10 protein-coding genes are annotated in these 14,268 nt (G+C 45.0%); 9 read left to right on the top strand and 1 reads right to left on the bottom strand.

What is annotated here, in order from left to right; translation table 11 throughout:
* Positions 1-5: 5 nt before the first annotated feature.
* From ACKWCA_RS07040 to ACKWCA_RS07010, 7 genes are all read left to right on the top strand, one after another.
* Entirely contained in the window at positions 6-611 is a 606-nt protein-coding gene (locus ACKWCA_RS07040; RefSeq protein ID WP_413977464.1) for a TetR/AcrR family transcriptional regulator, read from the top strand.
* A 1-nt stretch (position 612) separates the two neighbouring features.
* A complete protein-coding gene (locus ACKWCA_RS07035) occupies positions 613-1,962 on the top strand; it encodes a TolC family protein (RefSeq protein WP_413977463.1) in 1,350 nt (449 codons plus the stop codon).
* A 31-nt stretch (positions 1,963-1,993) separates the two neighbouring features.
* Entirely contained in the window at positions 1,994-3,175 is a 1,182-nt protein-coding gene (locus ACKWCA_RS07030; protein ID WP_413977462.1) for an efflux RND transporter periplasmic adaptor subunit, read from the top strand.
* Entirely contained in the window at positions 3,168-6,728 is a 3,561-nt protein-coding gene (locus ACKWCA_RS07025; protein ID WP_413977461.1) for an efflux RND transporter permease subunit, read from the top strand. Before ACKWCA_RS07030 ends, ACKWCA_RS07025 begins: the two co-directional genes overlap by 8 nt.
* A gap of 93 nt (positions 6,729-6,821) precedes the next feature.
* A complete protein-coding gene (aspS, locus tag ACKWCA_RS07020; protein WP_413977460.1) occupies positions 6,822-8,576 on the top strand; it encodes an aspartate--tRNA ligase in 1,755 nt (584 codons plus the stop codon).
* 208 nt (positions 8,577-8,784) lie between these two features.
* Positions 8,785-10,569: a chloride channel protein gene (locus ACKWCA_RS07015; RefSeq protein ID WP_413977459.1), complete on the top strand. Its 1,785-nt coding sequence runs from the start codon at positions 8,785-8,787 to the stop codon at positions 10,567-10,569.
* Positions 10,570-10,619: 50 nt separating this feature from the next.
* Positions 10,620-10,871 carry a hypothetical protein gene (locus ACKWCA_RS07010; RefSeq protein WP_413977458.1) on the top strand — a complete coding sequence of 84 codons (252 nt, stop codon included), beginning with the start codon at positions 10,620-10,622 and terminating at the stop codon, positions 10,869-10,871.
* Here the strand turns inward: ACKWCA_RS07010 and ACKWCA_RS07005 are convergent.
* Positions 10,868-11,317 carry a nucleoside deaminase gene (locus ACKWCA_RS07005; RefSeq protein ID WP_413977457.1) on the bottom strand — a complete coding sequence of 150 codons (450 nt, stop codon included), beginning with the start codon at positions 11,315-11,317 and terminating at the stop codon, positions 10,868-10,870. The two genes, ACKWCA_RS07010 and ACKWCA_RS07005, sit on opposite strands and share 4 nt — an antisense overlap.
* Positions 11,318-11,392: 75 nt before the next feature.
* On the opposite strand from ACKWCA_RS07005, the gene ACKWCA_RS07000 reads away from it, so the two are divergent.
* Both ACKWCA_RS07000 and ACKWCA_RS06995 read left to right on the top strand, forming a co-directional pair.
* A complete protein-coding gene (locus ACKWCA_RS07000; RefSeq protein ID WP_413977456.1) occupies positions 11,393-13,165 on the top strand; it encodes a 1-deoxy-D-xylulose-5-phosphate synthase in 1,773 nt (590 codons plus the stop codon).
* Positions 13,155-14,258: a DUF3078 domain-containing protein gene (locus ACKWCA_RS06995; protein ID WP_413977455.1), complete on the top strand. Its 1,104-nt coding sequence runs from the start codon at positions 13,155-13,157 to the stop codon at positions 14,256-14,258. Before ACKWCA_RS07000 ends, ACKWCA_RS06995 begins: the two co-directional genes overlap by 11 nt.
* Positions 14,259-14,268 lie beyond the last annotated feature (10 nt).

The raw sequence follows: 14,268 nt of genomic DNA, 5'->3' as shown, positions 1-14,268 counted from the left end.
CGATTATGAAAGAAAAGATTCTTGAAAAGGCGACGGATATGTTCTTGAACTACGGTTTCAAGAGTGTTACCATGGATGATATTGCCAACCAAATGGGCATTTCAAAAAAGACCATCTATGCGCACTATGAGAACAAGACGCAGTTGGTAGAAGACAGCTCGATGTACGTGTTCGATATTATATCAAATGGCATCGACCACATTTGTGACCTACAAAAGAATCCCATTGAAGAACTTTATGAAATCAAGAAGTTCATCATGATCAACTTGAAAAACGAAAAATCATCACCCCAATATCAATTACAGAAGTATTACCCCAAGGTGCATAATGCTCTTCGGAACAAGCATTTTGAGGTAATGCAAGAATGTGTCATCCGGAATATCGAAAAAGGTATCGAACTGGGCATTTATCGCGAGAATTTAAACGTCGAGTTCGTATCACGGATATATTTTTCAGGGATTCATAGCATAAAGGACCAACAGCTTTTTCCTTTGGAACAATTTCCCATATCCGCCTTGATGGACGATTACTTGGAATACCATCTAAGAGGTATAGTGACGCCAAAAGGAAGAAAAATTTTAAATACGATCATCAATTCAAATCAAGAATAGCATGCGCAACCACTTTTTAACCTTTATTGCTTTAGTGACCCTAAGCGTTGTAACAGCACAAGAAGAAGTAACCGATACCTATAGTTTCACATTGCAGGAAGCCATCGAGTTTGCCTTGAAGAACAATTACAGTTCCATCAATGCGGATCGTGACTTGATAGATGCAAAAAAACAGAAGTGGGAGACGATTGCAACCGGACTGCCCCAAGTTACCGGCGCCATTGGATATCAGAACCAATTGATTCAACCTGTGGCCCAAATTCCGGCAGAATTTTTCGGAGGCGAACCCGGGGACTTTCAAACCGTCGTCTTTGGGCAACCACAGCAAGCAACGGCTACGGCCACACTGAGACAGCAGATCTTTGATGGGTCTTATATTGTTGGTGTACAAGCTACAAAAGCCTTCTTGAGCTATAGCCAGAACAACCGGGAGAAAACCGATCTGGAAGTTCAAAAAGCGGTTACCGAGGCCTATGGCAATGTACTACTGGCCCAAGAGAGTGTTTCCATCTTTGAAAAAAACAAGGCCAACCTTGAAAAAAACCTTTTTGAAACTACCAAGATCTATGAGAACGGCTTAGGTGATGAAGAGAGCGTAGAACAACTTCAGATTACCCTGTCGTCGGTTGACAATCAGTTAAAAAATGCCGTTCGTTTAGAGAATATCACACTGCAAATGTTGAATCTGGTTATGGGTATCGCCATCGATGCACCGACAAAATTAGAAGAGGACCTGGATGTTTTGACACAAAAGCAAATAGACCCTGCCCTTTTGGAATCCGAATTCAATATTGAAAACAATGTGGATTTCAAACTGGCCACGAATTTGAACGAGCAGCGGTACTACGAATGGAAGTTGGCGAAAAGCCGAGCATTGCCTACGTTGAATGCATTTGTCAACTATGGCGCAAATTCCTTTGGCGATGGTTTCGACTTCTTGGACAATGGTCAACCATGGTTCGAATCGTCCGTTTTGGGCTTCGACCTGAACATTCCTATTTTTAGTTCAGGAAAACGAAGTGCTGGAACGGCTAGGGCAAAAATCGCTTTGGAAAAGGCAAAAACGCAATTGACCGAGGCCGAGGAGCAAATTCGTTTGCAACTTGAAAGCTCTAAAAGCAATTATATTTTGGCGATCGAGCAATATGAAACCGCAAAGGAAAACCTCAACCTTGCCGAGCGAATAGAGAATAAAAACGAAATCAAATACAATGAAGGTCTGGCCAGTAGTTTTGAATTGCGACAAGCGCAAACACAGCTCTATGATGCGCAACAAAATTATTTACAAAGCATGGTCGAGGTAATCAATAAGAAAACCGAACTGGAAACCATTATCAACACTAAATCGTAAAAACGAACATCAATCCAAAATACTTTTAATTATGAAAAAACTTATCTACGTGTTTACCCTAGCAGTCGTTCTAGCCTCTTGTGGTGGAGGTGCGGAGTCATCGGTAAGTGATTTGATAGCGCAAGGTGATTTAGAAACACTGCGTGCAAAAAAAACCGAGATTTCAGAGAAACAACGCGAAATGGAAAGAGAGCTACAGCTATTGGATTCCGTAATTGCCGAAAAATCAGGGGAGGAGCGACTTCCATTGGTGACCACACTAATGGCGAAAGGGGAAAAGTTCGATCATTTCCTAGAGCTTCAGGGAGATGTTGAAACAAAACAAAACGTATTGATCTATCCTGAAATGTCGGGTACACTTCAACGCGTCACGGTCAAGGAAGGGCAACGTGTTCGAAAGGGACAACTTTTAGCCACCATAGATGACGGAGGAATGGCCAGTCAAGTTTCCCAATTGAAAACCCAAGCCGCATTGGCAAAAACCACCTATGAGCGTCAGAAAAGACTCTGGGAACAACAAATCGGTTCGGAGATTCAGTTCTTACAGGCCAAATCGAATTATGAGGCGACGGAAAATGCCGTACAACAAGCACAGAGCCAACTAGGGAAATCGACCATAAGGGCCCCTTTCAGCGGTATCATCGATAACGTCATCAAAGATCAGGGTACAGTGGTCTCTCCAGGGCCTGGTTCTGAAGTATTTCGAATCGTGAACCTATCCGACATGTACATCAAGGTCGATGTACCCGAAAACTATCTCGGGCGAATTGAGGAGGGAAAAGAAGCAAAAGTATTCTTCCCGATTCTAGGGGACACCATCACCTCGAAGATCAGGCAGACCGGGAATTTTATCAATCCAAGCAATCGCGCTTTCAGTGTTGAAATACCGGTTCCGAACAAAAAAGGCAACATCAAGCCGAACCTTTCGGCGCGAGTGAGCTTAAATGACTATAGTAATGATGGGGCCATATTGGTACCTCAGGGTATTATTTCTGAAAATGCAGAGGGTGCCCAATACGTATATGTGGCAGTGGAACCAAATGGTGATAAGGCGGTGGCAAAAAGGCGAATCATTCAAACCGGAAAAACCCAAGGAAGCATGGTCGAAGTGCTCTCCGGAATTACAGAGGGCGACCTTTTGATCAAAGAAGGAGCCAGAACGGTTAAGGAGGGTCAAAACATTCAGATTTTAAATAGCAGTACCGATGAGTAAGCAAAAGAAAAACGTAAATAAGGAATTTGGGCTGTCGTCGTGGGCTATCGACAACCCCTCGGTGATATTTGTCATGATCGCCATCCTTTTATGGGTAGGGTACCAGGCGTACCAGGCGATGCCACGGGAAGATTATCCTGAAATTGTGGAGACAAAGGTCTATGTAAGTACTCCTTATCCCGGTAATACCGCCGAGGATATCGAACGGTTGATCACGGATCCTTTGGAAGATCGGTTGAAAAATGTGAGCAACGTTGTTGAGACGAGTTCTACTTCACAAGAAGACTATTCGATCATTACCGTGGAATTCGATGAGGATATCACCGTCGAACAGGCCAAGCAAAAGGTAAAGGACGAGGTCGATAGCGAAAAAGCAAGTGAAGACTGGCCTACCTTTAATGGAGCGAAGGTAGAACCGAATATTTTCGATTTGAACCTTGCGGAATCGTTCCCCATCATGAACGTGAATTTCACGGGAGATTATCCGGTCGAAAGATTAAAGGAGTATGCGGAGTATCTGGAGGACGAAATCGAGAATCTTCCCCAGGTCAAGGAGGTCGATATTCGAGGGGCACAGGAAAGGGAAGTTGAAGTTGCCGTAGACGTCTATAAGATGATGGCGGCCAAGGTGAGTTTTCAAGATGTCATCTCGGCCATCGGAAATGGCAATATGACCATGTCCGCGGGAAATATAAAAACGGCCGAGCAACGACGGACCATTCGTGTTCTTGGTGAAATTCAAAATCCCCAAGAGCTCAATGAATTTGTAGTCAAATCAGAAGACGGAGCGGTTTACCTCAAGGATATCGCTACGGTAACTTTTGACGAAGAGGACAAAACTACGTATGCCCGCGAATTCGGGGAAAGTGTAGTCATGCTCGACATTAAGAAACGTTCGGGTACCAATACCATTGCCGCTACCAGACAAATACGCGAACTGGTGAAGAAGGCACAAGCAGAATACTATCCCGCCGATTTGAATATTTCGATTGCCAATGATTCGTCTGACAGAACGCTAAACCAGGTAGATGACCTCGTGAACAGTATCATTTTCGGTATCATTCTAGTGGTCACGGTATTGATGTTCTTCCTAGGTTTCCGCAATGCCCTTTTTGTGGGGTTTGCTATTCCAATGTCAATGTTTATCTCCTTCTTCGTACTCAACACGCTTGGCGTAGTCGTCGATGGTCTCAGCTTCACACTGAATACCATGGTACTTTTCGGTATGATTATGGGGCTAGGTATGTTGGTGGATAACGGTATCGTGGTGGTAGAGAACGTCTATCGCTTGATGAGTGAGGGCATGCCGCGTATCGAGGCCGCGAAAAAAGGAATTGGTGAAATCGCCTATCCGATAATTATCTCGACCGTAACGACCGTGGCCGCTTTCGTACCCTTAGGACTTTGGCCGGGACTCTTCGGTCAGTTCATGATCTATTTTCCCGTTACGCTGTCCGTGGTACTGGGCTCATCATTGTTCGTTGCCTTGTTTATGAATTCAATGCTGGTTTCGCAATACATGGAAATCGGTGACAAGGAAATCAGCCTCAAAGGTCTCATTCGTACATCCGCCATCTTAGGGGGTATCGGACTTCTTATTTTGCTCGTTGGAGGACCTATTAGAGGACTGGGTACCGTCATGATCTTTACGGCACTTATGTTCTGGGCCTATAAATACGGCATTAAGGGATGGGCGAACGCTTTTCAGAACAAAGTCATGCCACGTTTTGAAAACTGGTACGAGCGGCGGATCAAACATGCCTTACGTGGAGGTAACGTATACTGGTATTTTGGATTGACCGTACTGCTATTGGTCGTAACCTTTATGCTTTTTGGGATGTCGATAGGTTCCGGAAGGACGAAAATCGAGTTTTTCCCAGAAAATAGTCCAAACGAAGTATACGTCTATATTGAATACCCGGAAGGGACATCCATTGAAAAGACCAATACCATTACCAAGGCCATTGAAGAACGGGTCTACAATGTGGTTGCACGCGAAAAATACAAGCGGGACGGCGACTATAATTACTTGGTAGAATCGGCCGTTTCCCAAGTAGGTGAAGGGGCAGGAAATCCACAAACCGATGGAGGATCCAACTCTGAAATGCCCCATCGTGGCAAGGTGACTATCTCAATGCGCGAGTTCAAGTACCGCAACGGTCTTGATACGGAAGAATTGCGCGGGGCCATCCAAGAGGATCTAGTGGGCATTTACCCGGGCGTGTCGATTTCCGTAGAAAAGCTCAATGAAGGTCCACCAGCAGGATACCCCGTAAATATTGAGTTACAGGGCAAAGATTACGATGAGTTGATCAGCACTGCCGAAGATATTCGCGTATACCTGAATAGCAAGAACATTCCGTTTATCGAAGAACTGAAAATCAATGTCAATAAGAGCAAGCCTTCCATGCAGGTCGTGGTCGATCGGCAAAAAGCTGGGGAACTCGGTGTCGCCGTAGGCCAAGTCGGCAATCAACTTCGTCGCTCGTTATTTGGTGAAAAAGCCGGTGTTTTCAAGCAAGACGGTGAAGATTACGATATCAATGTCCGTTTTAAAGAAGACATACGCTTTGATAAAAATGCCCTCTTTAATCAGAATATCATCTTCAGGGACCAAGCGTCAGGTCAGATCAAGGAAATTCCGGTATCGGCCGTCGCCTCTCAAAGGAATTCATCAGGTTTCAGTTCCATAAAGCATAGGGATGGCAACCGAGTGGTCACCGTATACTCAGGGCTCACTGCAGGAGGAAACCCAGCGCAGGTGGTAGACCAAGTACGGAAAGAGATGGAAAACTATACCGGTATTCCGAGCAATATCAAGGTGGATTATACTGGGGAAATCGAAGAACAGAACAAGCAAATGAATTTCTTGGTCGGTGCCTTTTTTGGAGGTCTTGCCCTGATCATGCTTATTTTGATTTTCCAATTTGGTGGCATTTCAAAACCCCTCATCATTATGATCGCCATTTTCTTGAGTTTCATAGGGGTCTTCGGTGGCCTAATGATAACAGGCTGGTCATTCGTAATTATGATGACCATGATGGGTATTATTTCGCTGGCCGGAATCGTAGTGAATAACGGTGTTGTGCTATTGGACTATACCCAAATTCTAATCGATCGTAAAAAGGTGAAGTTAGACCTTGACGACAAAGATCTACTGACTATGGAAGACGTCACCGTAGAAATTACAAAAGCCGGTAAGGCAAGGTTACGCCCGGTAATATTGACGGCCATAACCACGGTTCTAGGGCTGATTCCATTGGCGATCGGTCTGAACATCGATTTCTTTTCGCTCTTTGCGAGTTTTGATCCAAAAATTTATTTTGGCGGTGATAATGTCGTTTTCTGGGGTCCACTTGCATGGACCGTCATCTTCGGATTGATCGTGGCGACTTTTTTGACCCTCATCATCGTACCGGTATTGTTCAATATTACGTACCGTATCAAAACAAAGGTGCGAAGTTGGCAGAAACCGGAAACAAATCCCGAGACGGAGCCGTTGATCGAAAATGAAGAATTCGATGTGCTTCCCAAGACTGGCACTTCAGATTAAAAGACGAAAGAATCCGCTTTATCAAGCGGATTCTTTTTTTCCTACCACTTACTCCCGAATACTTCTTAAATTTGCAGCTTAAAATAAAATGAAATGTATCGGAGTCATACCTGCGGCGAATTACGAGAATCCCATATCGGCCAAAAAGTAACCCTTTCGGGCTGGGTTCATAAAACAAGGGATAAAGGTTTTGTGGCCTGGGTCGATTTACGTGACCGCTACGGTATCACACAACTGGTTTTCGATGAAGATCGCACCTCCACGGAATTACTGGAACAAGCGAGAGGCCTAGGCCGTGAATTTGTCGTTCAGGCCATGGGAGAGGTCATCGAACGTGCTTCGAAGAATCCGAATCTGCCCACCGGCACCATTGAGGTTTTAGTGGAAGAAGTCACTATTTTGAACGAATCAAAGACCCCACCTTTCACCATTGAGAACGAGACGGATGGCGGAGAGGATATTCGTATGAAATACCGCTATCTCGATATTCGAAGAAACCCCGTAAAAGACAGCTTGATTTTTCGAAGTAAAGTCGCCATGGAAGTCCGCAAGCATCTTTCGAATCAAGGTTTCGTTGAAGTGGAGACCCCATATCTGATAAAATCCACTCCGGAAGGAGCACGTGATTTTGTCGTGCCCAGCCGTATGAACCCAGGACAATTTTACGCCCTCCCCCAATCACCACAAACCTTTAAGCAATTGCTTATGGTCGGTGGTCTGGATAAGTACTTTCAAATCGTAAAATGTTTTAGGGATGAGGATTTACGAGCGGATAGGCAACCGGAATTCACGCAGATCGATTGTGAAATGGCCTTCGTAGATCAGGAAGATATTCTTGATGCTTTTGAAGACCTGACCAAGCATTTACTTCAAGAAATCAAGGGTGTTACCATCGACTCCTTCCCAAGAATGACCTATGATGAAGCGATGAAACGTTATGGGAATGATAAACCGGATATTCGTTTCGGAATGGAATTCGGTGAGCTGAACACCGTAGCGCAGCATAAGGAATTCAATGTTTTCAATACGGCCGAATTGGTAGTCGGTATTGCCGTTCCGGGAGGCAATATGTACACTCGAAAAGAAATCGACAAACTGACCGACTGGGTTAAACGACCTCAAGTTGGTGCCTTGGGAATGGTGTATTGTAGATGCAATGAAGATGGAAGCTACAAATCATCCGTGGACAAATTTTACGATCAAGAAGATTTGGCCAAATGGGCAGAAGCTACCGGAGCTAAGGCCGGAGATCTCATCTGCGTACTATCGGGTGAAACAAATAAAGTAAGGGCACAGCTGAGCGCCTTGCGTATGGAATTGGCGGAACGCCTCGGATTGAGAAACCCGGACGAATTCGCGCCCTTGTGGATCGTCGATTTTCCACTTTTGGAACTTGACGAGGAAACCGGTCATTACCACGCCATGCACCACCCCTTTACCTCACCAAAACCTGGACAACTCGAACTCCTGGATTCAGACCCAGGGGCCGTGCGGGCCAATGCCTATGACCTGGTACTCAACGGCAACGAAATTGGTGGTGGGTCGATCCGTATCCATGATAAGGAAACACAAAGCATCATGTTCAAACACCTTGGTTTCACTCCCGAAGAAGCCAAAGCGCAATTTGGCTTTTTAATGGATGCCTTTCAATATGGTGCTCCCCCACACGGAGGAATCGCCTTCGGTCTAGATCGTCTTGTGGCCATTCTCGGAGGACAAGAAACCATTCGTGATTTTATTGCCTTCCCGAAAAACAATAGTGGTCGCGATGTGATGATCGATGCTCCGGCGTTCGTTGATTCAGAACAATTGAAGGAGTTGTCTTTAAAGCTTGATGTTGCTAAGTGACCGGGGTTCGGGGTGTCTAGAACGAACCAATGGTTGATGTAGTGAGAGTAACTACCGACTTCAACGCCATGTTTCAGGGAAAGAAGGGATTTATATACTCCATATTCTGTCAAATCCGGGTATTATTAACTAAGGGACTATCAGTCGTACCAGACGCAATCCTGCTTACCCGTCTGAATTTTGTATTTTTAGAGAAGCAAAAGCGCATATGGCCAACCCTTTCCAAAAACTGTTCACGCGTTTTCTAAAATGGCGGTATAAGCATATCTCCAACAAGACCTTCACCCATATTCTGGCTGTGGCCGTAGGTCTTTTGGCCGGTCTGGCATCCGTAGTATTAAAAAACCTGACGTTTTTTATTGAGTCTTCCTTAGAGAGCGGTATTGTATTTTCAAGTAATCAACTCTATTTCATACTACCGATTATCGGACTTACCCTGGTTTTTTTATATGTCAAATTCGTGCACAAAGAGAAACTTGAGCACGCTGTATCCTCCATTCTATTTTCCCTTTCGAAGAAGAAAGGAATCATACCCCTAAAAAAAATCTATACTCCCTTAATTACCGCTCCTTTGACCGTTGGTTTTGGTGGTTCTGTTGGGTTACTAGGTCCGGCTGTCGCTTCAGGTTCCGCTATAAGTTCGAATTTGGCCACGGCCCTACATCTGAACTCCAAAACTCGTTCACTACTCATTGCGTGTGCCTCCGCCGGGGCGGTGGCTTCTATTTTTCAATCGCCTATCGCAGCCATTATTTTCGCCGTGGAAGTGTTTAGTATCGATTTCACCATGTTATCGGTCATGCCGCTATTACTTGCCTCAATTTCCGGAGTACTTACCTCCTACTTTTTCTTGGGGAATGAAGTGCTATTTGATTTTTCGCTTACGGATAGTTTTCAGGTGAAAGACACCCTATTCTATATTTTATTGGGGGTGGGTACTGCTATTGCCTCTATCTATTTCACCAAGATGTATTTCGCCATCTTAAAACTTTTCGAACCCCTGAAGAGTCCGAAATACCGGTTATTGGTAGGCGGACTCGCTATTGGGATTATGCTCTATTTCATTCCACCCCTGTACGGTGAAGGGTTTGGTTTCATCAACAATCTACTTGACGGCAAGCACTTGCAAGCTATAGGCACTACCCCTTTTGATGCGTATACGTCGAACATTTGGGTGGTCATCGCACTACTATTCGGTTTGACCATTTTTAAGGCCGTCGCCATGACCACGACCTTTGCTGCCGGTGGTGCCGGAGGGATATTCATTCCCACCATGGTTATGGGAAGCGCCTTAGGCAATGTGGTAGCCAAGGTCGTGAATAACCTCGGGGTAGGTTTTGCTGTTTCCGAAAGTAATTTCACATTGATCGGAATGGCCGGATTGATCGCCGGAGTGCTCCATGCGCCCTTGACCGCTATTTTCTTAATTGCCGAGATTACTGGAGGTTACGAGCTATTTGTGCCTTTAATGATTACTTCGGCCATCTCATACCTGATTACCAAAAATGCCATCAATCATAACATCTATACCCGCGAATTAGCTGCCCAAGGTGCCTTACTCACCCACGATAAAGACGAAAACGTATTGACCGTTATGCAACTGGATGATGTCGTTGAGCAGAACTTCAAGACCGTACGTCCCGATATGTTCTTAGGCGATATGCTACACGAGGCCGTGGCCCATTCCACCCGAAACCTATTTCCGGTAGTGGATGAAAATGAGGTCTTGGTCGGTATCGTTCTCTTAGACGATATTCGTGAATTCATGTTTGAAACCAATCTTTACAGAACCACTATCGTATCGACCTTTATGAACAATCCACCGGAGATTATTTTTTACGAAAAAGACAATATGCGAACGGTAATGAAAAAATTTCAAGATAGCAACGCGTGGAATCTTCCGGTAGTAAAAGATGGAAAGTATTTGGGCTTTGTGTCCAAATCGAAACTATTGACCGCCTATCGGCGCGAATTGATTAATTTTACACAGTAGAAAGATGTTGCCCCAGGGCACACTTAGTTTGAATTGCTCTTTTTTATACCATGCGTTACCTCATCATACTTATCGTTATTGCCTCGGCCGGTTTGATTATCTATGGATTTAACCTTGATGATTCCCAAGAAGCGTTGGCCCATAAATGTATTGGATCGGGCACTTTGGGCTTGTTTCTGCTTGCCATGCCACTGTTTCTACTGACCGAAAGCAAGGGCAAAAAATTCAAGGATTATATGCTCACCGATGAAAGTGTTCGCAAAATGCAAGGTAAAGAACCTAGAAAACCGAAAGATTCTTAATTGAGATTACGCTTTTGGATAAAAAAGCGTTTGAGGAGATCGGAAGCCTCCTGTTCCAACACTCCGCCTACCACGACTGTCTTCGGATGTAGTTTGGTACCCATCGCTCCACAACCTCGTTGCGGGTCTTCCGTCGCATATACAATTTTCGATATTTGGCTCCAGTACAACGCGCCCGCGCACATTTGACAAGGCTCCAAAGTAACATATAAGGTACAGCCTTTCAGGTATTTACCCCCTAGAAAATTGGCAGCGGCTGTAATTGCCTGCATTTCGGCATGGGCGGTCACATCGTTCAATTGTTCGGTCAGATTATGGCTTCGGGCGATAATTCGATTTTCCACAACCACAATCGCCCCTATGGGCACCTCCCCTTTTTCAAAGGCCGCCTCCGCTTCCTGCAGGGCCTTTTTCATAAAATAAGTATCATCGTAGGGTAAAACCATCACATCAAAAATACGACTTTAACAGTACTGGCAAGGCGCTCAAAAAACGAATTTACCTTACATTTGTCGCTTGCAATGGCTTTATTAGAACACATCGATGCTCCCAGCGACCTTCGCCGGCTTAAAAAAAGTGAGTTGCCGCAACTTGCCCAAGAACTACGCGAATTCATTATTGACATCGTTGCGACCAAAGAAGGACATCTCGGAGCCAGTTTGGGCGTTGTCGAACTAACCATTGCTTTACACTACGTTTTTGATACCCCGAACGACCAATTGATATGGGATGTGGGCCATCAAGCCTACGGGCACAAGATTTTGACCGGGCGCAAAGATATTTTCGGATCCAACCGAAGACTAGGCGGAATCAGCGGTTTTCCCAAAATGAGCGAAAGTGCTTATGACGCCTTTGGAACGGGACATAGTTCTACCTCCATTTCAGCCATTCTGGGTATGGCTATTGCCGCTAAACTCAAAGAAGAACACCACAAACAACATATTGCGGTCATCGGTGATGCCTCCATCGCCAGCGGTATGGCCTTCGAGGGACTAAACCACTTGGGCGTGACCGATACCAATGTGTTGATTGTGCTCAATGACAATGCAATAGGCATCGACCCAAGCGTGGGTGCGTTAAAAAAATACCTGACCAACGTCAAAAAAGGAACCGCTAAGGAAGAAAATATTTTCGAATGCCTGAACCTGAACTATTCCGGGCCCATTGACGGGCACGATCTCGACACCCTAATAGTAGAACTTGAACGACTGAAATCCGTTTCGGGACCTCGATTACTGCACATAAGTACTACTAAGGGAAAGGGATTGCGACAAGCGGAAGAGAATCAAGTCACCTATCACGCTCCTGGTAAATTTGATAAAAAAACCGGGGAAATCTATGCGAAATCCAGCGCAAAACAACCGCCTAAATATCAAGATGTCTTTGGTCATACTTTAGTAGAGTTGGCCAAAGAAAACGACAAAATCGTAGGCATTACTCCAGCAATGCCAACAGGGAGTTCGTTGAAATTTATGATGGAGGAAATTCCGGATCGGGCCTTTGATGTCGGTATCGCCGAGCAACATGCCGTTACTATGGCGGCGGGAATGGCCACGGCCGAATTGATTCCCTTTTGTACCATCTATTCCACCTTTTTACAACGCGCCTATGATCAGGTCATTCATGATGTGGCCCTACAAAACCTTCCGGTGGTCTTTTGTTTGGATCGTGCCGGACTCGTCGGGCAAGATGGGGCAACGCATCACGGAGTGTACGATATTGCCTATTTACGATGTATTCCCAACATCATCATCTTTGCTCCCCTAAACGAAAGCGAGTTGCGAAATATCATGTATACAGCGCAGTTGGGCCTTGAACACCCCATTGCCATTCGGTATCCCCGTGGGTATGGCGTACTTCAGGAATGGAAAACCCCGTTTGAGCAAATCGCTATCGGCAGTGGTAGGGAATTGCGAAAAGGCTCGAAAGTCGCTGTGTTGTCTCTAGGACATATTGGCAATCGAGCGACAGACGTATTAGAGGAATGGGACAACCCTGCGGAAATCGGTCATTACGATATGCGTTTCGTCAAGCCTTTGGACACGAAGATGCTTGACCGAATCTTTGAAACCTACCCTGCTATTCTTACGTTGGAAGATGGCTGTGAAGCAGGCGGATTTGGAAGTGCCATTCTGGAATATGCGAACAAAACCGACCATCGCCCGATAATCAAAATAATGGGCATCGCCGATACCTTCATCGAACACGGCACTCCTGAAGAACTCTATGATCTAGCCAAAATAAGTACCTCGTCTTTAAAAGAAAACTTAAGTACCCTTATCAATGCAGTATAACGTTTTTCTAAAACTCCTTTTATTTCTACTCATCCCGCTACAATGGATGAATGCACAAGACACTATACCACCCGGCCAAGCGGTCGATACCACGGTCATCGATACCGTGGTCATTCGAAAAGAACAGTTCAAGGTCAAAAACATTAGACGGGGCGTCAATTTGACGAGTCCGTTTATCTCGTTCAAACAGACCAAGCCACTGACCCAGAACCTGAAAAAATTCAGGATACCCTCGTTTTGGGAACGTATCAACAAGATAGGAATCAATCTAAGCGAAGTCGCCTTTGTCAATTGGAATGCGGGGGGTAACAATGCGGTGTCGGCCCTTGGAACCGCTCGCTTCGCCCGGAATTACAAATTCAGATATATTCAATGGGATAATGAACTACAGTTTCGCTATGGTATCAACGCCCAGGAAGGACGAAAAATACGAAAGACCGATGATGCCATTCGTTTGACCTCTACCTTTGGTTATCGCCGTGACACCATCAGCAACTGGTACTATTCCGCTAAGGCCAGTTTCAATACCCAATTCTCCAACGGATTCAAATATCCGGATCGCACGACACCCATTTCGCGCTTTATGGCACCAGGATATTCGTTTTTGGGAGCAGGGGCCTCGTATATTTCGAAAAACCAGAAATTCAACCTATATATTTCTCCCATTACCCAGAAATCTACTTTTGTACTGGACCAAGATCTGGCCGATAAGGGCGCTTTCGGGGTTCAAAAAGCCGTTTTAGATACGGATGGTACTATCATTCAAGAGGGCGAAAATATCTTTTTGGAATTCGGTTTTTTGATTACGAACAATTGGGAAACCGAGGTGGCCAAAAATACGAACATGCGACACCGCCTAAGCTTATACACCGATTACCTATCCAGTTTCGGAAACGTCGATGTGGATTGGGAGCTGAATTTTGACCTAAAAGTCAACAAATACATCAACGCTTCCATCGGCACTCATATCATTTACGATGATGATATCCTCTTTGATGAACAAAAAAATGAAAACGGCGTTGTTACCGATCCCGGAGAACCACGCATACAATTCAAGCAACTTTTAGGAGTGGGCATTGCCTATGATTTTTAGAGACGACTTT

The organism is Maribacter corallii (genome assembly GCF_047345415.1).
Taxonomy (GTDB): Bacteria; Bacteroidota; Bacteroidia; order Flavobacteriales; family Flavobacteriaceae; genus Maribacter_C.
The sequence above is the reverse complement of the archived record's forward strand: the minus strand, read 5'-3'. Positions and strand labels throughout refer to the sequence as shown.

Bases quoted from the DNA above. Each gene is read 5' to 3' on its own strand.
- ACKWCA_RS07015 (WP_413977459.1), top strand. From the start codon at position 8,785: ATGGCCAACCCTTTCCAAAAACTGTTCACGCGTTTTCTAAAATGGCGG.
- ACKWCA_RS07040 (WP_413977464.1), top strand. From the start codon at position 6: ATGAAAGAAAAGATTCTTGAAAAGGCGACGGATATGTTCTTGAACTAC.
- ACKWCA_RS07025 (WP_413977461.1), top strand. From the start codon at position 3,168: ATGAGTAAGCAAAAGAAAAACGTAAATAAGGAATTTGGGCTGTCGTCG.
- ACKWCA_RS07005 (WP_413977457.1), bottom strand. From the start codon at position 11,317: ATGGTTTTACCCTACGATGATACTTATTTTATGAAAAAGGCCCTGCAG.
- aspS (WP_413977460.1), top strand. From the start codon at position 6,822: ATGTATCGGAGTCATACCTGCGGCGAATTACGAGAATCCCATATCGGC.
- ACKWCA_RS06995 (WP_413977455.1), top strand. From the start codon at position 13,155: ATGCAGTATAACGTTTTTCTAAAACTCCTTTTATTTCTACTCATCCCG.
- ACKWCA_RS07000 (WP_413977456.1), top strand. From the start codon at position 11,393: ATGGCTTTATTAGAACACATCGATGCTCCCAGCGACCTTCGCCGGCTT.
- ACKWCA_RS07010 (WP_413977458.1), top strand. From the start codon at position 10,620: ATGCGTTACCTCATCATACTTATCGTTATTGCCTCGGCCGGTTTGATT.
- ACKWCA_RS07035 (WP_413977463.1), top strand. From the start codon at position 613: ATGCGCAACCACTTTTTAACCTTTATTGCTTTAGTGACCCTAAGCGTT.
- ACKWCA_RS07030 (WP_413977462.1), top strand. From the start codon at position 1,994: ATGAAAAAACTTATCTACGTGTTTACCCTAGCAGTCGTTCTAGCCTCT.